The organism is Mesorhizobium loti (genome assembly GCF_003148495.1).
Taxonomy (GTDB): Bacteria; Pseudomonadota; Alphaproteobacteria; order Rhizobiales; family Rhizobiaceae; genus Mesorhizobium; species Mesorhizobium loti.
Map to the genome: position 1 here is coordinate 87599 of NZ_QGGH01000011.1, position 20222 is coordinate 107820.

Sequence of the window (20222 nt, forward strand, 5' to 3'; positions counted from 1 at the left end):
GTTCGAGCTCGAAGGCAGGCGCGGCATGACGCGGCGCGCCGATACCGCGCTGAAAGCAGCCCGGGCCGCTCTGTTGATGTTCCTGGCTGGATTGATCCATGCCGGCGAGGCTAAGCCGCCGCCTTCTGACGACCAGCCAGCCGATTCACCACGACACAACGGCAACCGATGACGTCTTTCGCCGGTGCGCCCAGCGAGGTATCGCCGGGAAACATCAGCAGCGCGCCATCAGGCGACTTGAACGGCTGAGTGAAGCCGACCACCTGTCCATCCATGGCCCTATGCGCGTCGCGGGTGCGCTCGTCGCGGGTGCAGCGCCAGACCTTGGTGACGGTGCTGGCGTCGATCCCCGCCTTGGCGATGACCTGGGCGAAGGCTTCGCGCTGGGCGGCGCCAGTGGCCTGCGTCGCTTCCGTGCGGCCGATGGTTTCGCCGCGGAGCGCGAGAAGGCGGTTTTCATATTGGGTGACGGCGCGCTCGACGACTTCTGCCTCGATCGGTGCCTTGTCGGAGATCGCCTTGATGACTGCCTTGTCGAAGCGCTGGTCCCGGGCCTGGCGCGCGAGGTAGGCGCGGAGTGCTGCCGGATCGCTCGATGCCAACTGATCGCGGGCACCGGCGACGGCCTGATATTGCCCCGATGTCAGCCCGACAATGCCACCCTCGCGCTGTCCTGTCGCCCTGTTGAGCCGTCCGACCACGTCGAGCGCCACGGTGCGCGCGGCGCGCCCGGCCTCAAGCCCATCGGAAAGCGCCTTGCGCAAGGCCAGCTTCTGATCGTCGAGGATTGCCGTGACGAGTTCAACGCCCCTGTTCTCGACCCAGCGCGCCGCACTTGGAAAGCCCGGGTCGAAGCGGAACAGGATCGGAATGCCCTGCGCATCCCGCAATGTCGGAATATCCCGTGCCACGACGACACCGGTTTCCTCGAAGGCGGTGCGGATGGCGCGCTGCAGGCCACGGAAGGCCGCCGGGTCGAGTTCGACCAGTTGCAGCGCCCTTTCGACGTCACCCTTCTGAAGCGCATCAGCGATGGCTGCAATGCGCGCCGTGTCGCGGATTTCCTGGATGGAGGCGAGAAAGGCCTGCCGGATTTCCTCGCTGAAGCGCTCGAGCAGCGCGTCGAGGCGCTGGCGCGGCGTCTGGGTCTTGGCCATCAGTTCGATGCCTGAGTCTCGAATTGGGTGAGATCCACAGCGAGCCAGGAACCGTCTGGCAACTGCCCGACTGCCGAGCGCGCCTCGTCTGCGTCGTCAGTCTCTTCGCCATCGGCGTCGAGCAGGGTTTCGAGGTGAACGGTTGCCCCGTCATCCATGACCGCGATGCGCTGGGCAACGTTGACTGCCGCGACATCGACCGTCAGCGGAAGTTCAGCCATTACGCCTGACCCAGAAGCTTTTCAGCGTAGGCGGATAGGTCACCCTCACGCGTCGCGCCGAACACGAAGCGCATGGCGATCTCGTTCATGCCGATGTCGCATTCCTTGCAAAGAGCGCGGAACTGTTTGCGGCCTCCGATTTTGTCGGCGCAAATGTTCCATGACGCGTGCGACGGCCTAGCCCCGCAGCGCGCGCATGGCACGCGCCGGATGCCGATCGCCGAATAGGGCTGCGTCCGCATCACGCCCTCAGGAAGAAACTCGAGGAGGTGGTCGACCGCTTGCCGATAATCCCCGACAGCGCCTTGTCGATGATGGAAAAGATCGTCTCGGCAGGAGCTCCATCGGTATAGGTGATATCGACCGATCCAGCCTTCAGTTCCTTGATCTTGCCGCCGCGCTCCAGATCGGGCGAGAGCGAGCCAGGATCGGCCAGTTCACGCACCGCTGCCTCGCAGGTGGCGTTCTTGATCTCGACGGGAACCTCATCGTCATCGATATCCTCGCCGAACTGGTCGACCGCTTCTTTGCGAGGCCATTCAAGCGCCTGGGTGCGGCCAAGTAGGCGTTTTCCGGGAAAGCGCAGACGATACTCGCCGTCGATAAAATCAGTGGCGCGGATCAGCGCGCCTTCTTCATCTCCAGAAGGCAGCGCTGTTGCGCGCGAGTCGAGATAGGCTTCAAAATCGGCGACGCTGACATAGGAGTTCGCGCCGGCGAGCCCGGTGCCGTCTTCGACAACGAGTGCCATATCAGCGCATCCTTGCCGCCGCGCGCATCGCGGCCGCTGTGTGTTCCCTGATCGCACCGAGAGGAACGTCCACGTGCGTGACGAAGCCGCCACTTGCGGGTGGCGCGCGGCACAGCAAATCCGCACCGACAGCAATGCCGCATTCCAGCTCGTAGGAGATGATCGTCGGCGGTTTGCCTATCGAAGTCGCCCATACGTAGCCGGAAATGCGCGTGCGCACGCTCTCCGGCGTGTACACGACGAGATCGCCGATCTGGAACTGCGCTGCAATTGCCGTTTCGAGATCGGTCATACTCAGCGCTCCTTGATCTTCAGCTTTTGCGAGAAATCATCTTCCTCGCCGTCCGACATGACGATGTGGTTGGTGATGAGATAGGTGGTTCCCTCAACCCCGCCCGAGATGCGCACGGTCGTGTTGGTGTCGGTGAAGGACGATGCGACCTTGACCAGGTCGCCACCGCCGGCCCAGGTTTCGCTATTCAGCAGCCATGTCGATGCCGCGATGGTTGATTCCCCGATGTCGGCCGTCCAGTCGATGCCGAAATCGCGGATCGCATCCTTGTCTTTCGGTCCCCACGTCATGATTGGCTTATCCTTGAGACTGGGTCGACTGTGGCGGAACGCGTCACATGGTCGGCGCTGGCGTTCCGTATTCCGGCATTGACCAGCACGCCGCGGTTGACCGCATCAGCGATGGCGAAAAATCCGGCCTCGGTCGGGAACACCAGGTCGACCGGGACGAAGCCGCCACCGAAAAAGCGCTTGCCGAAGAAGTGCCGACCGAACCATGACCCGGAAAACATCAGGTCGCGTCCGTCGCGACGGCTGAGCGATTCCCATCTGAATCGACGGTTGCCGTCAGGCGGTTCTTACTGTCGGCCGCGTCGCGGAAATGCACAGTCGTTCCGGCCAAGCCGTTGGCCTTGCCGTAGAGCGCGGCGCGGGCTAGGCGGAAATGATCCTGCACCGTCTCGGCGCCTTCGTAGGTGGCCGCCAGGAGCGCGTCTGCATTGTCAGAAGGGCTTGGGATCGAAATCGCAGAGATGTCGGCTGCCGTTGCAAGCGCTGCATCCGTGATCGACTGATCGACGTCGGCTGACGATAGATCGTTGAGCGCGGCGACAGCGGTGCCGATTCCGTCGATGCTGCCTTGAGCATGGGCGATGTCGTCGGCCAGATCGCCGAAATTCGGCGTGCCGATGCGGCCTTCAATGGTTCCGGCTGCCGCGCCTGTATCGGTCAGCACCTTGCCCGCCGTTCCGTCCGTGGCATGGCCGGCAAGCGCTTCATCCCAGACCGCGACAGCAACTTCGCTTGCCGTCGGCGCGTCAGGCAGGGCCGCAATATCCGCGATGATCGTGTCGGCCTTGCCGTCAGCCGATTGAGCCGCAGCCGTCCCGTCAAACAGGATCTCGGCCGCTTTTCCGCCGCCGAGATAGTCGGCAATCGTGGCCGACCAGACACCGGCCTTGATGTCGTCGACCTTGGGCAGCGCATCGCCGTTTTCGTTGAGCACCCAGAGCTTGCCGGCGGTCTGGGCAATGGCGTCCTGCCACGCCTTGATGCTGTCGACTTTGCCATCCGTGGTCGCTAGCGACGCGGCGGTAGCGAAGCCGGTAGCGGTTGCCCAGGTGCTGTCGCCATGCGACTGCAGCGCAGTGAAGGCGCTCGCGATGTCGGATGCATCGGCTGGGTCGGACGGAAGGTTGTCCGTCTTGGCCTTGACTGCTCCGGTGTCGCTTTTCACCGCTGCGACATCCGCTGAAACAGATGCGCCTGATGGCGCACCAAGTCGACCCATGATCGCATCCGTGGCAGCAATGATCAGGCTTTCATCAGCCGGATCGCTTGGCAAATTGTCCGTCTTGGCCTTGATAGCGCCGACATCGCTGGCCGTTATCCCGGTCACGCTGCCGACCGAGCCGGTGACGTTGCCCCCAACGTTTCCGGCGACAGAACCCACGGCACCGGTGACGGAACCGACGGTCCCAGTCACGCTAGCGATGGTAACGTCACTGGCCACCTTGGCGTCAGTAATTGCATCCGCGGCGATTGCGGCGGCGGTCAGTACTGCAGCCGCCATGGCGCCGACGCTGGCGTCGATGCGGCCGGAAACGAGCGCGGCGGGAATGCGTGTCTGGATGTTGTCGGTATCGGCCTGCACGCCGGCAATGTCAGCGCTGATCGATGCACCAACCGGGGCACCGATGCGGGCAAACACGTCGCTCGCAAGATTGTCGACCAGTTGCACATCGACGCTGGCCTGCACCATGCCTGCCGCGCCCTTGATCACGATAGCGACGCTCTCGGCACCGGTGGCAAAAGCCGCATCCGGCACATCAAGCCGATAGATGCCAGGCATGTTGGCGGAATCGACTTCCTTGAAACCGCCGGATGACCACGCCGTGTTGGCGGCAGCGAGCGTGGCCAGGGTGATGGCAACGGCAGTGTTCTGGTTGCGCACATAGTAGGCGGTGAGGCTTGACGTGTTGTAGGCAAGCCCGGTCTTGCGCCCGCCCGTTGTCGATGCCGAATCCAGCACGTCGACATAGATCGACTGGCTGGTGGCGCCTTTTTTTATGGTGCGCATCTTACCTCACCCAGAAAAGCATCTTAGTTCCGCTTTCCGTATGGCCACATAGAGCCCCAACCTTGGCTGGCATATGTGGGAGAACCAGGAGTTGACGGGGCAGGAATGCTGGCCTGGCTGAAATAAGCAACCAGTCGACTGGCGCTTATAAAAGATATGCCTGCAGTCTGTAGATTCAGTCCTATCCAAATAAGATCACCGGCATTTGCCGCGAGCCCTGATGTGAATGGAACAGTATTCACCCCTTGCACGGCGCCGGTTATGGATGAGCCATTTGCAAGTCGAGTGCTTAGTGCACCGACACCCGTAGAACCGTAAGCTACCGGTTCGAATACAGCAGAAGCAGCTGCTGCTGTTGCCCGGAATTTAACGCCGCTTATCAACATATTAGCTGGAATTAAAAAGGGCACCAATCCGACAAAACCATTACTGAACGTCGAACCAGCTACAGAATCTATTCCGGCCGGCGGCGAATCAACATTGTTGTCCGAGATTAAAACCCAATCTGTTGCGGCGCCCGTATCCTTGCCCATATAGATTTTGTGGTTCGTTGTATCCACATAAACCTGTCCATTCTGTGCCGGGGCGCTACCCGGCGCGCCGGAGCCCTCGGCCAGATTGGGCGTCGATACCAGGAAATCGCGCAACATCTGCGGCGTGATGGCTCCGCCGGTGTTGTCCGCGAAGAGTACCTGCAGTGCAGCCAAAGTCCGTTGCGTATCAGCCATCAACTAAATCCATTCGAAAAGCCGCTGGAGAAAGCGCGCGTTGAGCTGAAGACGAAGATGTAGGGACCGCAAAAGGTCCACATGCGCATGCCTAGGATCGACATCAATCAGCCGCGCATTGCCAGTTCGGCTTCGATGGCCGCAACCGCATCAGCCGCGCTGTTGATGGGCTGATCACTCAATTTCGTGGCAAGGCCGCGCAGTGAGGTGCCGCCCTTTGACCGCGGCAGGTAGGGGAGGAATTTCCAGTCGTCTGGAATCTCGATCGGCCCGGCCGGCTGCTCGTCTTGGTCAGGCTGCTCGATGAACGCGCGCTCGTCTGTGGCCATTGAGAATTCTTGGTGCCGATCATTGGCGGCAGGTGCGACCTCCGCGCCATTGGCAAGCGCGTTCGCTTCCTCGCGTGAAAATCCATCAGAGCGCGCCTGGTAATAGCGGTTGCGCTGCTCCTGGATTTCCTGGCGCTGGCGAAGCACGGCCTCGCTGATGACGATGCGGCGCATGTTACTTCCCGAGTTTCTTCTTCAGGAAAGCCGGCATGGCCTTTGCCTTGCCCTTGGCCTTCTTGGCGCCGGCTGGTTTCTTGCCGAAGAACTTTGCCTGTTTGGCGGTCATCTTCTTGGCCATGCGTGATCCTCCATTTGGGACGGAAAGCGAACAGAGCGGAACAAATGGCCAAAAGGCCGGGGAACAGATGGCGGCAGCTGCCCGCCGCCATCGATGTCGGGTCGTTACGCGATTTTGTGGCGGAGCATCACGATGCGAACGTTCTTTTGCTCGTAGACGCGGCTCCAGTTGCCGGCGGCTGCGAGTTCAGCGTCGCTCGGCGTGACCGATGCGGGAACGCCCGAACCCGGGTCCCACTTGATGCCGCGAGGATGCAGCACGTAGTGGCGGCGGGTCACCAGATAGTCCTGGCCACCATTGATCAGCGGGTTGCGGCCGACTTCGGACGGAACCTTGGGGTTGCCGTCGGCAAAGCCGATGGCGCCCGGGCCGAACAGGTAGGTGTCATAGACGCCGTTGGTGCCCGCGTTGGCATCGTCGACGATGAGTTCCTTCTGCATGAAGGTCTTCATGACGATCTGGCCGTCGGAGTCACGGATGGTGTCGATGAGGTTGTTCTTGGCAAGCAGGGCTTCCACAGCCGAGTGCATGAGCACGCCGCTGATCTGGTCCTTCTTGTCGCCGAGCATCTGGGCCGCGTCGATGAAGGACGTGCCGTCGATGATGGCGGCGGCACCCGACAGGCCCGAGATGTCGAGAGCGTTGACATCGGGGGACTCGGCGAGCAGCGCGCCCATGGCACCCTTGAGCGTGGCGATGAGCTGGTAGTTGAACTCACCGGACCAGTTCTCGGCGATGCCCGAGGCGATAGCGGCCATGGCATCGTCGCCGGCGAGAGCCGCCGAGAGATCGGTGCCACCGTAGACAAGGGCGCGTGCATGCTGCACGGCCTTGTCCTGGCCGGTCTGGACCTTGCGGATTTCCAGATCCTGGGTGTCGTCGAGAAGCTGCGCACGCTCGGACAGCGCCTTCCAGAACGGCATGTTGATTTCGGTGCCGCCCTGGTTGCCGAAGGTGAGGTCGGGAACCGAGGTGACGATGCCGGAGCGGAAGAACGCGTTGACCTGCGTGGTCAGTTCGCGGAAGTACGGGTTGAAGCGTTCCGGGACGATGACGTCCGCGAGAGCAGTGGGGGTGTCAGCCATGGGAAAATCTCCTCTGGTTAGGCTGGTTTCGCTGTGAAATCAGCCGCGTCACCGACACCGGCTGCTGATGATTGCGGGCACCGCCCGCGGCGTTGAACTGGCAGGCTTGATGCCGGCCAGGATGGTTATTTGAGCGGACCGGTCGACCGGTTGGCGTGGTTGAGATCCTTGAAGCCGGCGGACTTCGCCAGACGCTCCGCCTTGGCGCGATCAGAACCGAGCAGCGCGCCTTGCTGGCTGATGTTCCATGTCTCCTTGGCGTAGGGGTTGGTTTCGCCATTGCGCAGGTTGCGATTGCCCCCGCGCTCGTCGGCGCCCGAAGGCGGCGCGATAAAATCCTTAGCCTCGTCGCTCTGCGACCAGTTGCCGATGAACTTGTCGAGCTCGTCACCGCCGAGGTCCGTCTTCATGCGGGCAACGCGCTTGCCGTCTTCCTCGACAATCTCGACATCGCCTTCGAACATGCGCTGCGCGGCCTTGAGCAGGGTCGGTTTGACGCCGGCTTTGACCAGCGCCTTGGTGAGCCCATCGCCAACGAGCGTGGTGCGCAGATCGCCTGTGATGCTGGCGATCGCGGTGTCCTTCTCGGCGATGATCTCGTCCTTGGCCCTGATCGCCGCGTCGTGGCGCGTCTGCATCTGCCGTTCCTTGGCGGCGACAGCGGTCTCGACCTGCTTGCGCACGTCCTTGCCTTCGGGATCGGCCTGGCGGGCTTCGTCCTCGGTCTTGAGGCGTTCCCATTCGGCGGCATCGAAATCTTCGGGCAGGCCCTTGAGCTTCTTCTCTGCCGCGGTGAGTTTTGCGCGCGCTTCGTCGCGCTCGCGCTTGGAATTGGTGTGGCCGTTTTTGAGAGCGATGACGGCGGGATGGTCGTCGATCCCGTCGATCTGCAAGATGTGCTTGCCGTCCTTCTCCTCATAGAGGGCATGGAGGGCTTCCTCGATACCATCGAGGCTGGAAACGACTGACTTCAAAGCCACCGGCTTTTCTCCTTTGGGGTTGAGAAGCCCGCACCGCGAGCACGAAAAAACCCGCCGGGATGGCGGGCTGGAAAGCATCAGAAATGAGTAGAAATCACCTCGGATTTGAGGTCGTGACCGGACGGAAAAGGCGGAAGGCCTTTTGACCGGATGACAAATCCGATCCGACCTTCCGCCCCTGGCTCCACACCGCGGGCGGGAGAAGGCGAAACTAGCACCGCGAGGCGCGTTGGATCAAGTCAAGCCGGCGTCGTGATGGTCAGGAGGGATTTCATCAGTCGCTCGGGCTGGTTGAGGCGTTGGTGAGAGAGCCGGTCACGGCGAAAGCGCCCGCCGACCCCTGGTTGCTGGCAAAGGCCGCAGCGTTGCCCGTAAAGAGGACGGACCCCGCAGGGAAGCCTGACGGATCAGCCGGCTTGCCGTCAGCATCTATGAACTTGCGGCGCGTCGCCTCGGGGATATTGCCGTCGCCATCCAGAAGTGAAGTTCCAAACGCAATCCAGACATCGGCAAACTCGATCGCCACTTCACGCGGGAACGAAATCGGGTCGTCGAACCCGCCGAAAATCCATTTGCGGCCGTTGATCGTCATCACGCCGCCCGGCAGAAACCCACTATGCAGCACGAAGTCGGGGTCGAGATCGCGCTGCGCGACATCATCAAGATATTGCTGGGCCTGCGGATCAGCCATGTCGCCAGAGAACAGCATGTGATGCCATGCGCCCTCGATGGTCGAGAACTGGTTGCCGGCCTGATAGCCATAGGTTAGGTCGGCCGAGTAGGAATAGACCGACACTTCTTGTGCACCGGGGCCGTTCGATGGGAAACTGACCGCCGGAGTGGTTGACGCGTCTTCCTGGGTGACACCAAACCAGTACTGCTCGCCCACGGGCAATGTAGGGGTTTTGAACCAGATGCTGAATGAGAGAAGCCCCGTGTCGGCGGCCGTGGCGGCGGCATTGACCAATTGCGTTGACGGGTCAAAGGCTACAGCCTGCGCCACATATGGCGCACCACCACCACCGACATTCGGCGCGCTGGCGAGACCCAGCCCGAAAGCAGGCGCTAGAGAGAACCCGCTCATGCGGCAGGAGCCGTGAAGCCGCGGATTTCAGCCGTGCCATCGCGATCATGCGTGGCGCGGGCATAGACCAGTTGGTCCGTGCCGAGCGTCGATGACAGTTCGCGCGTGCCGCTGATCGACAGGATCATGAACTGGTCCTCGTCGATATTGGGCTCGGTATCGCCGATGAAGACCGCGACGTCACCTTGGATCAACTGGATGCCGAAGCTGCCATCGGTCGAACCGTCGGCGATCGCGGTCCATGCGCTATAGGTCAGAGCCTGGCTGAAAGTGCCCATGTTGGTTTTTCCTTTTTCAGGCGAGCGCGGCGTCGACCACGCGATAGGGGCAGCGCAGAAGAGCTGCGATCTCGGTGCGCTTGCGTCCCATGCCGAACAGCCGGCGGATTTCTGCGGCGCTGTTGACGTTCATCGGTTCGAGCGATGGCTCCGGCTTGGGCGGCGCAGCCTTCACCTTGGCGGCAGCCTCGGCGCGGGCGTGGCGCTTCTCAGCAGCCGCTTCCGGGTCACGCGGCTCGTGCTGGACGCGGCGCGTGACGTTGAGCCTCGCGGCAAGCTGGCTTGGATAACTGGCAGACATGCCGAACGCCTTGGCGATCTCGGCTGTCGGCACGCCGGCGACATACAGGCGCATTATCTCGCGGCGCTTGTCTTCGCTCAGCGGCTTGATCATGGAATTTCCTGGTCTATCCGGCGCCACCGCTTCCCCGCCACAATGAACCGCTTGCCAACGGCTGCCCCGCGCGGGTGCTTCTTAGGGTCGAGCGAGTGGCCTTTTGGCCGTAGCCGGTATCAGGCTTAAGGACTGCAGGGCAATTTCTGGAGCGGAAGTCGGAGCGTCCGCGAAACTGTTGGGCGGCTTTCGGTCAGATGCCCCCGACCGTTAGCCGCCCCGCTTTTGGCTCCAACCAACGGAACCGAAAACTGTTGCCCGGTCTCTCAACCGGGCAGGGCCAGATGCTTGCCTTTAGCGCCATCCTCACCCTGCAAGTCTGCAAGTGTCGGCCGAAGCCTTCGTCTTCAAACTGCAGGTCTATCGGATCTGGTTGCGGGGGTCCGATTTGAACGGACGACCTTCAGGTTATGAGCCTGACGAGCTACCGGGCTGCTCCACCCCACGAAACCATCTGGTGCCAGAATGGTTACAATCTCACGCCGATGTCAAGAGCGATGGCTGTGGACAATCCGAACCGAGCCAGTCGGCGTCGGGTTTGCCGAGGAGTTCGGCGGTCCACCCGCCCATCGACCGCACGAACGGCGCGAGGTCCGCCAGATGCGCCCGCCATGCCTGCCGATACCGCTCCACCTGACGCCATGGCTGGCCATTGTAGAAGTGCGGCGAGGTGTCCATCGGGACGCCGCCAAGAACAATGCGCTCATAGCCCAGTTCAAGCAGGCCCTTGACCGCAAGCAGCCCGGTCGAGCCGCCCCAATCGGGCGTGGTCTTGTCGATGCCAGGCGCTGCCTTGTGCGCCCAGACCTCGGGTTTGTTGCGCCCTGCCTTGACGCGCCGTGACACCGCGTCTCGGATGCCGATCCAGTCGATGCATGCGCCCGGATGCAGCGTGAACCAGTAGTCGAGATGCCCCTGCCATTCGATGCCGATGTTGTTGGCGGCGGCGACAGCGTTCGGCGTGAACAGTTTCAGCGCAGATGCGGCGTCGGCATGGACACAGGCCGCATCGCCCAAAACCAGGGCCGTTCTCACGGGATCAGGTCTCCAGTCGGTGAGCACGGGTGCATCCCGCTCTGGTTCGGGCCAGATGTCGCCCGCTGCTACCAGGCGCACGCGCTGCCGGCGCGCCAGATGCTGCATCACAGGCAACTCGATCGCGAAATCATGGTTGCCCGCCTTGCTCACTCCGCCCTTGTAGGCGGAGAAGCTGAAGGTGCCGGGGTTCTTGCGATAGGTCGGCGAAAAGGCCTGGTCGAGCTCCAGCGTTTTTCCCGCTGCGATATTGTCGAAGCCGACAAGGGCAATAGTCGATCCGCGCTGCGCCCGCTCGATCGCCCAGCATGTAGCGATCGTGCCGCGCGTGAACTGGAGCCGCCCCGTGGCGCCAAGCCCGCCGAGCTTTTCGCCGATCGTGTTCCAGGGCTTCTGGTCGACCAGCTCGGTTCCCTTTGGCATGTCGCAGCGGTCCGGTTGGTGCAGGATCGATGCGACCCAGCCGCGCGCCGGCTTGCGCCGGTTGTTCTGCTGGAACGTCTTGATCATGGCCGGGTGCGCTTCGAGCAGCCCGAAATCGTACTTTTGACCGTAATCGACCGCATCCTGCCAGGCGCAGTCCCACATGCGGATGACGGTGTCGCAACCGTCGATGAACTTGCCCCAGCGCTTGCCCTCCGGCGAGCGGCCGTGGCCGATGATCGCTATCGTTGCCATTCGATCAGCAGCACCGGATAGAGGCCAGGCGAGCCGCGCCAGCGGTTGATGCGGCGGCGGCCGTCGAGCACGATCGTGCGGCGCTGCGGTCCGCCGCGCATCAGCGTCACCGGGCCATCCTCGAAGCGCGGCGGCAGGTCGGTCCGATAGTGATCCTCCGGCTCGGCCGTGGCATCATGCTTCGACGCCATCCAGTCGATGACCTTCACCAGATCGGCCGCCGGCCAATATGTCGATGTAACCCGATGCGTTTCGGGCGACGGTTGGACATGTCCAAACCATTCGCAGGCAATGCGCTGCATCTCGAAATAGGGCGTGTGGCCATGATGCTGGAACTGCGCAAGCACGTCGTCCCATGTTGGGGGGCGCAGCCGGAACATCTCCTCGACGCCGTCTTGCGTGATCTCGGTGACTCGGCGGTCTTCGATGTAGAGCCCGTCAATCGCCGTATACCAAGCCGAAAGCTGGTGTGTCTGGTTGACGCGGATCGTCTCGTGGCCGTGCCTGATCGTGGCGACGATTGTTCGGGCAACGCGCCGCAGTTCGGCGACGGCGACCTGCATCTCACTTGGCCGAAGCCAATCGAGGAGCCGTGTGCATATCGCTGTGGCGAAGTCGCTGTCATGGTAGGGCAGCGCGAAAATCGATCCCTGAAACGTGGCAAACTCGGGATAGCGCGCGCTCGCCACCGCCAACATGTCGGCCGAGACATCGACACCGGTCACAGCAAACCCGCGCTCGCGGTAGATTTCGCCATAGCGCCCGGTGCCAAGCGGCACGTCGAGCACCGGACCATCTCGAACGAAGTCGGCGACCGCCAGTTGCTCGCGCGCCCAGCGCAGGGAATGGCAGCGCTCGACGTCATACCGCTCTGCGATGGTGCCGTGATACTTGTCGGGGTTCAAAGCCGGTCCATGACGTGAAGCTTCAGATGCTCGGCGATCCACAACGCAAACTCTCGCGACATGTGGGAAGATTGAACCACAAAATCGTCATCGTCCTTGTGGAAGCCGACGATAATCACCTGATCCCACGATTCCCGACTGCTGTAGGCAAGCGCCTCTTCTGGCGTCATCTTGTTGTGTGGGCCGAGTTCAACGACCTTTTCGTTGGCGCTCATCGTGCTTGCCAGGCTGCCGCGTGTTCCACCCCATGCTTGCAGCCGTCGCTGTTGCAGCCGCCACAGGGCGAAAGACCCTCACGAGACCGAAGCAACTGCATGCGACGCTTGCGCATTGCCGGCGAGGTCCAGATGTCGAGCAGGTGCTCGTGAGCGGCAGAGCCGAAACGCACCACCTTATGCCAATCCTGGGGGCAGAGCAGAACGTCGCCATTCCAATCCAACATCAATTGGTATCCGGCGTACCAGCATGGCCGTGTCGCATCGATCGGCCGCTGCTCGCCGACATTGATCGTCCCGGCCCGATTGGTGAGGTGCGACAGGCCGAAATTCTCTTCCTCCGGCTGCCAGCGGTCGCGCAGGATGAACTCGCTCGAGCCAGCCTCGGCAAAGATAGCCTCGAAATGCTCGATCTGGGATGGCCCGTCATACATCGAGACGCAGATGTAATCGCAGCCGGCCGCCGTGAGGTCGCGCACCATGCTCGCGGTGAGCCGATCGCCATTCGTGGTCAACTCGACGCGGAACTCGCCGAAGGCGCGCACCAGGTCGATGATTTTCGGATGCAGCAGCGGCTCGCCGAAGCCGCAGATATGGACCGTTCCCTCGTAGGCGAGGTCTTTCAGGTCGGCCGCGATCTTGCGCGCCAACTCCACAGACATGTGGAGCCGCTGGTTGGGGTAAATCGCGTCATCGACGCGCGGGCAGAAGACGCAAGCCCGGTTGCAAAGTTCGGTCGGGTTGATCTCAACGAACGAGAACAGCGGCACCTTGCCGACCATCTGGACGCGATCAACGAAGGTCGCCTTGCGCGCCAAGTTGCGGAGCGTGGCGTCGTTGGCGTTCATCAGGCGGCAATGCGCTTGTGCACGTAGACCGAACGATCCGGCGTGATCCGGTAGCCATCGAACTCGACGCCTGCGCCTGGAAGGGTGCCCTTGTCGAGATAGACCCTGCTTCCGTCGCGAAAAATCACGACGCCTTCAATGCTTTCGTCCGATGACAGGACGGCGGCGATTTCCTCGGTGTCGATCTGCAGCTTTTCCATCATCCAACCTTCCTGAAAATCATGAGCCCGTCGCGGTGCACCAAGCGCCCGCTGTCGTCGTAGCTGGCGTGGATGAGTTGGAGCCGATCGCTGGCGAGGAACAGTTTCAGCGCACCGGTAAAGCCGTTGGCGATCTCGGCGCCGTAGCGCTGCTCGCCGTGCAGGAAGGCCTGCGACACGACCAGCAAACCATCGGCGCGCAAGGTGCGCAGCATGTTGGCCAGCGTCACGTCGAAGCGGTGCAGCACATACCAGAGGCACTGGCCGAGCACGACGAAGTCGACCGAGACGCAACCGAAGTCGTCCGCTGTGATGTCGCCCTGCCGGAACACCGCGTCGTGCTGGAGGCTGCGCGCGGTCTTGACCGCCGCTTCGCTGATGTCGATCCCGATCATGGGGCAGATCGCGGCGCGTAGCATCGCGGTCAAGTGACCGTGGCCGCAGCCGATCTCGATGCCGGCATTGAACGGCCCGAGCCTGCCCAGCGTCTCAACGAGGCGCGTGCGGCTCACGGCGTAATAGGCCGCCATCTGGCCCTTGCGGCCGGCCTGGTCCCAAGGATCAGGGTTTTCCGAATAGACCCTCTGCCAGTCGCCGACGAGTTGGAGCTTGCCGTCGGTCTCGGCGAAGACGCCTTCCATCAGGCCGCTTCCGCCAGCCAGAAGGTCTCGATGGCATCAAGCACATCCGGCGCTGTCACGCCGTCGCGAAACACGCCGCCGATCTGGCAATATGCGCAGATGGTTCGTTCGGCATGATGCGCTCGGCCTGCCCGATATAGATGCTCGATCCACTCGAACGGCGACATATCTGCCTTCTCGTTGTTGCACGCGAAGCAGACGATAATCGCCAGCGTGCCGCCCTGCGAGCGAGGGAAAATATGATCCCTTGTGGTGTGGAAGATGCTGCGATTGCGCCCTAGAACCATCTTCACACCGCAGTATGGGCACGGCTTTCCAACGGCCTTTTCGCGTCGCTTGTACAGGTCGATCACGTTCATACCGACTCCACAAAGATGCTGTGGAACCGCTGCATCAGCGCCCCAGAGCCGCACGTCACAAGCAGATGCCCGTCGAGCGGCGCCGGGAAACCCGCCTTCACATGCACGCCGCGCACCTTGAGCGCCGCAGCAACCTCGCTCGCGCGCTCGCCCGGCCCGATCAGCACGTGGTTTGCGAACCAGCCCCGAACATCGAAGCCGTCGGCGCGCAGCGTCTCGCGCAGCCAATCGCGGCCGGCGCAGACCTCCGCAATGCCGGGCTCGATCCATTGCGCCCACATGTCCATCAGCACCGTGGCGGCATGCAGCGAAGGGCCTGAAATCTCGCCGGACTCCCGAATGGCATGAAGCGGCCGGATCACCGAAGGCTGCCCGATGGCATAGCCGACGCGAAGCGCAGCACCGCCGAAAGCCTTCGAAAAGGTGCGCATGATCAGCACGTTGTCGAACTCGTCGACCAGCGGCAGCGCCGTTTCGGCACCAAAGCCGTAATAGGCCTCGTCGATGGCGAACACCGCGCCGATCTCCTGGCAGCGCTGCGCGATGCGCCTCAACTCAGCGAGGCAGAAATAGGTCTCGACCGGCTGGCCCGGGTTCGGCAGGATCAGCAGCCGAACGCCGCTGTCCAGCTTGTCCACGATGTCGGCGACGCCGAGCAATCGTTTCGGGTCCGTGACGATCCGAACCGGCCTCGCGAGGAAAACCTCGGAATAGACGTCGAACATGGCGCAGGTCGGCCAGGTGAAGGCAAACCCATCCGCCGGCTCGCAGCAGAGCAGGATGAGGGTGCGGATAAAATCCTCGATACCGGCGCCGACGACAAGCCGTTCCTCGGCCACGCCGGTGAAAGCGGAAAGCCTGCGATAGAACGCGGCATAGTCCGGATACCAGTTGTCGGGCGGGCCGGCGCGCATCGCTTCCACGACTTCGCTCGGCCATGGCTCGGGGCGTTCAAGACGGTGCAGGCGCATATCCTCGCGCGGGATCGGCGGGATGCGCTTGCGCTCGATCGAGCCCAGATGCCGAAAACACTCACGGAACAACGTCACAGCGCGCGAAACTCCGTCTCGGTCGAGCGGCGCGTCAACAGCTTGACCTCGCCACCATCGGGCAGGATCTTGCCTTCAAGCTCCAGCACCACGCTCGACGTTCCTGGATCCCACGATGCCCCGACGATGCGCACGCGGCAGCGCTTGTCGGGCCACATTTCGCGCTCCAGCACCTCGCGATAGATGCGCAGCGTGGCTCTCACGCTGCGGCGGCCGGCGCCGGGATGGCGGGAACGGCATGAACGGCGGGATTGCCAGGCGCGGCCGGATCGGCAGGATTTGCCACGCCGCCGATGACAAGGCCGCTCTCGTCGAGCGTGCCCTGGCCCGATGCCAGTTCCCTGTCGATGAGCGCCTGTTCTTCTTCCGCGGTGCGCTCGGCGCTGACCGCTTCGCCCTTCTGCAGGCGCTCGTACATGGTCTGGTAGGAATAGCCGCCCTCCTGCCAGCCCTTGATCACGTCGACGACTTCGGCAGGAGTCAACTGGCTGTCGATGAACGACAGGTTCGGCTTGACGATCACCTTTTCAGGATCGAGGCCCATCATGACAGCGATGTAGCGCAGCGCCTTTTCCAGCCCCTTGGCAGAGGCTTGCGCGATGGTGACGAGCGTTGCCGTCTGGGCAGCGAAGCGCAGGCGGCGCGCGTCACCCGATTCCTGGGCAGGAGCATCGGTGTCGAACAGCCTCGCGCCAGCCGCGACCGCATTGTTGCGCTCATCAGTGATGGCTGTGCGGTGCGCCGCGATGCCCGTGCCGGCCGGGCCGACATATTTCGCGTCGGGTGTCTGCTCGCCATCGGCTTTGAGCGAGACGATGACGCCGGCGCCAACTGCTTCTGGCTCATCGCCATTGATGATGAACAGCGTTTCCTGGCCGGTCATGAAGAGTTGCCAGCGGTAGTCGGCTGACAACTGGTACATGCTGACCGCCGAGCGCGCCACGCCGATCAGCGGCGGCGTCTCCGGATCGATCGACAGGTCGCGCGCGCCCATGACGACGAAGGGGATTTGCTCGAGAGCCTTGTCGCCGCGCGCCGTCGGAATGACCGGAGCGCCAGCGCTTAGCGTATCGCCGGAATGGATCGTGGCTTGGTATTTGCCGTCGACCATCTCAAGCACGCGATACTGCTTTTCCTCAACCCAGTCGAAGCCTTGGCGCACGAGGCCAGTCTCATCAAGCACATAGAAATCACCGGCTTCCGACCAGTTGATCAGCGCTTCGGTGCAATAGGTCACGATGTACGGCAGGTCGCTTCCGGTGCTCGCGGCGCCCGCCAACAGGCCATAGCGCCCAGTCGTCAAAAGCTCTGCCGTGATCCTCGCATGCAGCGCCTCCAGCGGCAGGCCTTCCTTTGTCGCCTTCTCCCACAGCGGCTGCATCGCCGGTGGCATTTCGATCTGGCTTTCGGTGCGATGGATGACACCGATCATGCCGCCAACGGTCGGCCCAACGATCTCGGGGAACTGCGCCCGCATCTTGTAGGCTTCGTACATGGCGTCGCCGGCCGGCTGCGCCTTGAAACCTGACGGCCTCGGCAGGTAGGTGATCGTTTCGCACTTGATGGCCGTTTCGCCACGCGCCGAGTCACGCATCAACCGCCACTCTTCGATCCGAAGATCGTAGTAGGGATGATGGCTGTCGACGGAATTGGTCATCAGTATATGCCTGCGTACCCCGTTTTGGTTTCCTGTTTGCGCTTCAGCAGTTCGTTGAAGGCGCGGCTTGTCGAGTCCGCATCATCGTCATGCAGACCTTCGGGAAAGCCTTCCAGTTCGTTGAACCAGTCGGTGTTCCATGGGCCGCGAAGGACGAGGACGTTTCCGGCTTCAGCCTGGGCGGAAAACCCGCCGAAGCGCGTCACCTTGTCGCCCGTTTCAGGCGAGGAGCGCACGCGATAGCCGGCGAGCAGCTTTGTCAGCGTCGCTATTTGAGCTTTTCCCGCCTGGCCGGGATCTTGTGGAAGCGAGATATCGACCTCGCGCCCGTCTTCGGATGCGGTGTTCTTGATCATCGTCTCGACGCCGGATGGCGATCGCCTGTCGCGTCTATGATCGGTGACGATGTAGCGCCCGTCCGTGAGCAGGCCGACCCTTGTCCCGCACGTCCAGTCTGGGTCGTTGGCCTCGGTCTTTGGCGTCGCGCCAAGGTCCCAGGCGCGCATCCATTTCGAGACCTTGGGAACAGCATCGACAATTTCGCACCAGGAGCGCTGGAAATAGAGGCCGGCAGCGGGCCGGATCTTCCAGTTGCCGCCGAGAAGGCGCTCGCGCTCCACCGTGGGCAGCGCCATGAGGTTGGCGAGATAGCCAGGATCGGCCGCCATCAGCGCCGGATTGTCGGTCAATTTTGCCGGAATGAACGTCACCGACTTCGGCGGGATCGGCGTGTTCGTGATCGGATCGATATGCTGCGCCAAGTCTTCCGGGCTATCGGCCCAGATGATGGCGTCGCCGATGCGGACGAACCAGCGCAGGATGCCGGCGCGCTCGGGATTTGCCCGCCCCGTCTCGGGATCGATCCACCAGGCGATGAACTCGGCGACCCAGGAGTCGGCATCGGGATTGCAGGTGGCGCGGATATAGGGCCGCACCCCGCTCATGGAGCGGTTGCGCGAGACCATGTACCAGAACTGTTTCGCCGAAAAATGCGTGAGCTCGTCGAAGCCCAAATAAGCGACCTGACTACCTTGCCAATTGAGGACCGTCTTGTCGTGTTCGAGGTGAGCGAACGACATGGACGCGCCGGCCGGGAACTTCCATTCCAGCACGTGCTCTTTCGGGTCTGCTCCCGCAAGCGGATAAAGCTTGAAGCTTTCGTCCCAGAGGCCGCCCTCGTTGCGGACCTGGACCGTGGTGCGGCGGAAGATGACGCCGCCGAAGGCTGGGTTGTGCACGTGGCGCAACGGCTCGAGCAACAACGCCCAACTTTTTCCACCCCCGGCCGCACCGCCGAGTATGGCGATGTCGGCCGGAGTGGCGAGAAACATCAATTGAGGACCAGGCTGCGGCCGAATGACCGTCTGCGCAGCGCCTGTCGCGCTATCCCCTGCCATTGTCGGGAAGCTGGAAAATCGCCACAGTCGCCGGTATTGGCGGCAGGTCTTTCCCGTCCTTGCCTGTCAGTTCACGCCGGTTGGTGAAGGCGTTGCCCTGTTCCTTGGCGGCCTGTTCCAGCAGTTGCGCCGATAGCGCCATATTGCCTTGCGTCTCGGCCTTGTCCGCCATGCGCTGGAGGGCGCGGAGGCGAACGGCGCGGTGCGAGATTGCGATCGGCGCGGTGTCTTCGAGAAAAGTCTTGCGCGTCTCATCGAACAGCGCGCGCCACTTCGGTGCGACCCTGGCGCCGGATTTCTTCGTATGGTCGTGGCTCTCGACCAGCTGGCGCGTGATATCCAGCCCAAGTTCCCGTTTGACCGCCGCGACGACCACAGACGGCGTGTCGAAGCAGGCGAGCCCCTGAATGATGAAGGCTTTCACCTCGTTCGAAAGCTTTGCGACCATGGCGCTGGCCGTCTAACCGCGGTCCAATGGCGACGGGCGCTTGCCTGATAGCTTGCGCTTCTTGCCCTTGACCGCCTTTTTTTTCGCCAAGCTGACCGGCTTTGCCTTGCGCTCGGGCTTGGCCTTCGTGCCGGGGATCTGCGTGTAGCGGATCATGCCGCTGCCCTTAGCTGGCAGGTGCCGCAGGCTTGGGAGATGCGAACGTTGGCGATCTCTGGTCCAGCATTGGCAGCATCTACCAGTTCGCGAACATGGGCGGCGTCTGCACCGTAGCGGCGGACGACGCCGATAAATTCTTCGACGTCATGTCCACGGATGGCGAAGGCCGGCAGGCCGGACTTGCGGAACTTTGGAGCGCCGAATGCGTCGCGCTCCTGCCCTGCATGATATGTTTCGTGCTCCACCAGCGCCATGAACTCGGCGTCGGAACACGTGTCGCAATATCCCGCATCGAACGTGAGCAGGAAATCCGGGATGTCGCCGAACCAGTCGAGCATCTGGCGCTCTATCCGGCCGCGCAACCATTTGCCGGCGGGTGGCAGGCCGCGCTCGCATTGCCCGATGACGGAACGCCCCGCCCTGCCGTTGGGAACATTGGTCCACAGTGCCGCGAGCGTCGCGGAGCGCAGGTGCTTGTGATCTTCGTTGAGAAGGCTCGCGCCCTCATCGATGAAGCACTGGCGCGCCCAGGTGATGATCTCGGGCGCCGGGCGAAAGATCGGCTCGCCTGAAATTTCGAGGATGTCCTCGGGCGGACGAGGCCGCATGGCGACCGGCGATCCCGCACGTGCTTCGGCCACCGGCCGGAAATCACGCTGCATTGGTTTGAAGCTCCGCTTCGATGAATTTTCGACTGTACCCACTTGTAACCAAAATGGTTACGTCCTATCCTCTA

General features: G+C 62.6%; 29 protein-coding genes and 1 tRNA gene. 1 reads left to right on the forward strand and 29 read right to left on the reverse strand.

Annotated elements, in window-relative coordinates:
• Positions 1-110 precede the first annotated feature (110 nt).
• From C8D77_RS28125 to C8D77_RS28150, 5 genes are all read right to left on the reverse strand, one after another.
• On the reverse strand, positions 111-1157 hold the full coding sequence (locus C8D77_RS28125) for a phage minor head protein (protein ID WP_109670373.1): 1047 nt from the start codon (positions 1155-1157) through the stop codon (positions 111-113).
• Entirely contained in the window at positions 1157-1378 is a 222-nt protein-coding gene (locus C8D77_RS28130) for a hypothetical protein (protein ID WP_109670375.1), read from the reverse strand. The genes C8D77_RS28125 and C8D77_RS28130 overlap by 1 nt, the downstream gene beginning before the upstream one ends.
• Positions 1379-1619: 241 nt before the next feature.
• A complete protein-coding gene (locus tag C8D77_RS28140; RefSeq protein WP_109670380.1) occupies positions 1620-2129 on the reverse strand; it encodes a DnaT-like ssDNA-binding protein in 510 nt (169 codons plus the stop codon).
• A gap of 1 nt (position 2130) precedes the next feature.
• Positions 2131-2421: a hypothetical protein gene (locus C8D77_RS28145; RefSeq protein WP_109670383.1), complete on the reverse strand. Its 291-nt coding sequence runs from the start codon at positions 2419-2421 to the stop codon at positions 2131-2133.
• Between the two features lie 2 nt (positions 2422-2423).
• Positions 2424-2711 carry a phage fiber-tail adaptor protein gene (locus C8D77_RS28150; protein WP_109670385.1) on the reverse strand — a complete coding sequence of 96 codons (288 nt, stop codon included), beginning with the start codon at positions 2709-2711 and terminating at the stop codon, positions 2424-2426.
• Between the two features lie 47 nt (positions 2712-2758).
• Here C8D77_RS28150 and C8D77_RS37735 point away from each other — a divergent pair, with 47 nt between their 5' ends.
• A complete protein-coding gene (locus C8D77_RS37735) occupies positions 2759-2920 on the forward strand; it encodes a hypothetical protein (protein ID WP_170136836.1) in 162 nt (53 codons plus the stop codon).
• An 11-nt stretch (positions 2921-2931) separates the two neighbouring features.
• Here the strand turns inward: C8D77_RS37735 and C8D77_RS28160 are convergent, their stop codons facing one another.
• From C8D77_RS28160 to C8D77_RS28260, 24 genes are all read right to left on the reverse strand, one after another.
• A complete protein-coding gene (locus C8D77_RS28160) occupies positions 2932-4719 on the reverse strand; it encodes a hypothetical protein (RefSeq protein WP_109670389.1) in 1788 nt (595 codons plus the stop codon).
• A 23-nt stretch (positions 4720-4742) separates the two neighbouring features.
• Positions 4743-5447 (reverse strand): hypothetical protein, encoded by a 705-nt coding sequence (locus C8D77_RS37320; RefSeq protein ID WP_146211817.1) that lies wholly within the window; start codon positions 5445-5447, stop codon positions 4743-4745.
• A 107-nt stretch (positions 5448-5554) separates the two neighbouring features.
• Complete coding sequence (locus tag C8D77_RS28165) at positions 5555-5950, reverse strand: hypothetical protein (RefSeq protein ID WP_109670391.1); 396 nt, start codon at positions 5948-5950, stop codon at positions 5555-5557.
• A gap of 1 nt (position 5951) precedes the next feature.
• Entirely contained in the window at positions 5952-6074 is a 123-nt protein-coding gene (locus tag C8D77_RS38855; protein ID WP_281277045.1) for a hypothetical protein, read from the reverse strand.
• 104 nt (positions 6075-6178) lie between these two features.
• Positions 6179-7159 (reverse strand): major capsid protein, encoded by a 981-nt coding sequence (locus tag C8D77_RS28170; RefSeq protein ID WP_109670393.1) that lies wholly within the window; start codon positions 7157-7159, stop codon positions 6179-6181.
• A 125-nt stretch (positions 7160-7284) separates the two neighbouring features.
• A complete protein-coding gene (locus C8D77_RS28175) occupies positions 7285-8139 on the reverse strand; it encodes a hypothetical protein (protein WP_146211818.1) in 855 nt (284 codons plus the stop codon).
• A 274-nt stretch (positions 8140-8413) separates the two neighbouring features.
• A complete protein-coding gene (locus C8D77_RS28180) occupies positions 8414-9223 on the reverse strand; it encodes a hypothetical protein (RefSeq protein ID WP_146211819.1) in 810 nt (269 codons plus the stop codon).
• A complete protein-coding gene (locus C8D77_RS28185) occupies positions 9220-9501 on the reverse strand; it encodes a hypothetical protein (RefSeq protein ID WP_109670400.1) in 282 nt (93 codons plus the stop codon). The genes C8D77_RS28180 and C8D77_RS28185 overlap by 4 nt, the downstream gene beginning before the upstream one ends.
• 16 nt (positions 9502-9517) lie before the next feature.
• A complete protein-coding gene (locus C8D77_RS28190; RefSeq protein ID WP_109670402.1) occupies positions 9518-9895 on the reverse strand; it encodes a helix-turn-helix domain-containing protein in 378 nt (125 codons plus the stop codon).
• Positions 9896-10265: 370 nt separating this feature from the next.
• A tRNA-Met gene (locus C8D77_RS28195) sits at positions 10266-10342 on the reverse strand.
• Positions 10343-10372: 30 nt separating this feature from the next.
• Positions 10373-11608 carry a type 1 periplasmic-binding domain-containing protein gene (locus C8D77_RS28200; protein WP_109670404.1) on the reverse strand — a complete coding sequence of 412 codons (1236 nt, stop codon included), beginning with the start codon at positions 11606-11608 and terminating at the stop codon, positions 10373-10375.
• Positions 11596-12513: a class I SAM-dependent methyltransferase gene (locus C8D77_RS28205; protein WP_170136837.1), complete on the reverse strand. Its 918-nt coding sequence runs from the start codon at positions 12511-12513 to the stop codon at positions 11596-11598. The genes C8D77_RS28200 and C8D77_RS28205 overlap by 13 nt, the downstream gene beginning before the upstream one ends.
• A complete protein-coding gene (locus C8D77_RS28210; RefSeq protein ID WP_109670408.1) occupies positions 12510-12728 on the reverse strand; it encodes a hypothetical protein in 219 nt (72 codons plus the stop codon). The genes C8D77_RS28205 and C8D77_RS28210 overlap by 4 nt, the downstream gene beginning before the upstream one ends.
• On the reverse strand, positions 12725-13576 hold the full coding sequence (locus C8D77_RS28215) for a radical SAM/SPASM domain-containing protein (RefSeq protein ID WP_109670410.1): 852 nt from the start codon (positions 13574-13576) through the stop codon (positions 12725-12727). Before C8D77_RS28215 ends, C8D77_RS28210 begins: the two co-directional genes overlap by 4 nt.
• Positions 13576-13779 (reverse strand): hypothetical protein, encoded by a 204-nt coding sequence (locus C8D77_RS28220; RefSeq protein WP_146211820.1) that lies wholly within the window; start codon positions 13777-13779, stop codon positions 13576-13578. Before C8D77_RS28220 ends, C8D77_RS28215 begins: the two co-directional genes overlap by 1 nt.
• Entirely contained in the window at positions 13776-14417 is a 642-nt protein-coding gene (locus C8D77_RS28225; protein WP_109670414.1) for a class I SAM-dependent methyltransferase, read from the reverse strand. The genes C8D77_RS28220 and C8D77_RS28225 overlap by 4 nt, the downstream gene beginning before the upstream one ends.
• Positions 14417-14776, reverse strand: coding sequence for an HNH endonuclease (locus C8D77_RS28230; protein ID WP_109670416.1), 360 nt, complete (start codon positions 14774-14776; stop codon positions 14417-14419). The genes C8D77_RS28225 and C8D77_RS28230 overlap by 1 nt, the downstream gene beginning before the upstream one ends.
• Entirely contained in the window at positions 14773-15825 is a 1053-nt protein-coding gene (locus tag C8D77_RS28235; protein ID WP_146211821.1) for a pyridoxal phosphate-dependent aminotransferase, read from the reverse strand. Before C8D77_RS28235 ends, C8D77_RS28230 begins: the two co-directional genes overlap by 4 nt.
• Complete coding sequence (locus C8D77_RS28240) at positions 15822-16028, reverse strand: hypothetical protein (RefSeq protein WP_109670421.1); 207 nt, start codon at positions 16026-16028, stop codon at positions 15822-15824. The genes C8D77_RS28235 and C8D77_RS28240 overlap by 4 nt, the downstream gene beginning before the upstream one ends.
• Complete coding sequence (locus C8D77_RS28245) at positions 16025-17482, reverse strand: DUF4055 domain-containing protein (RefSeq protein WP_109670423.1); 1458 nt, start codon at positions 17480-17482, stop codon at positions 16025-16027. Before C8D77_RS28245 ends, C8D77_RS28240 begins: the two co-directional genes overlap by 4 nt.
• Positions 17482-18879 (reverse strand): phage terminase large subunit, encoded by a 1398-nt coding sequence (terL, locus tag C8D77_RS28250; RefSeq protein ID WP_109670425.1) that lies wholly within the window; start codon positions 18877-18879, stop codon positions 17482-17484. The genes C8D77_RS28245 and terL overlap by 1 nt, the downstream gene beginning before the upstream one ends.
• Positions 18866-19327, reverse strand: a complete 462-nt coding sequence (locus tag C8D77_RS28255; RefSeq protein ID WP_109670427.1) for a DUF2280 domain-containing protein — start codon at positions 19325-19327, stop codon at positions 18866-18868. The genes terL and C8D77_RS28255 overlap by 14 nt, the downstream gene beginning before the upstream one ends.
• Before the next feature lie 12 nt (positions 19328-19339).
• On the reverse strand, positions 19340-19483 hold the full coding sequence (locus tag C8D77_RS37740) for a hypothetical protein (RefSeq protein WP_170136838.1): 144 nt from the start codon (positions 19481-19483) through the stop codon (positions 19340-19342).
• The gene (locus tag C8D77_RS28260) at positions 19480-20148 is read right to left on the reverse strand and encodes a putative metallopeptidase (protein ID WP_245951892.1); all 669 of its coding nucleotides are present in this window, start codon (positions 20146-20148) and stop codon (positions 19480-19482) included. The genes C8D77_RS37740 and C8D77_RS28260 overlap by 4 nt, the downstream gene beginning before the upstream one ends.
• Positions 20149-20222: the final 74 nt, after the last annotated feature.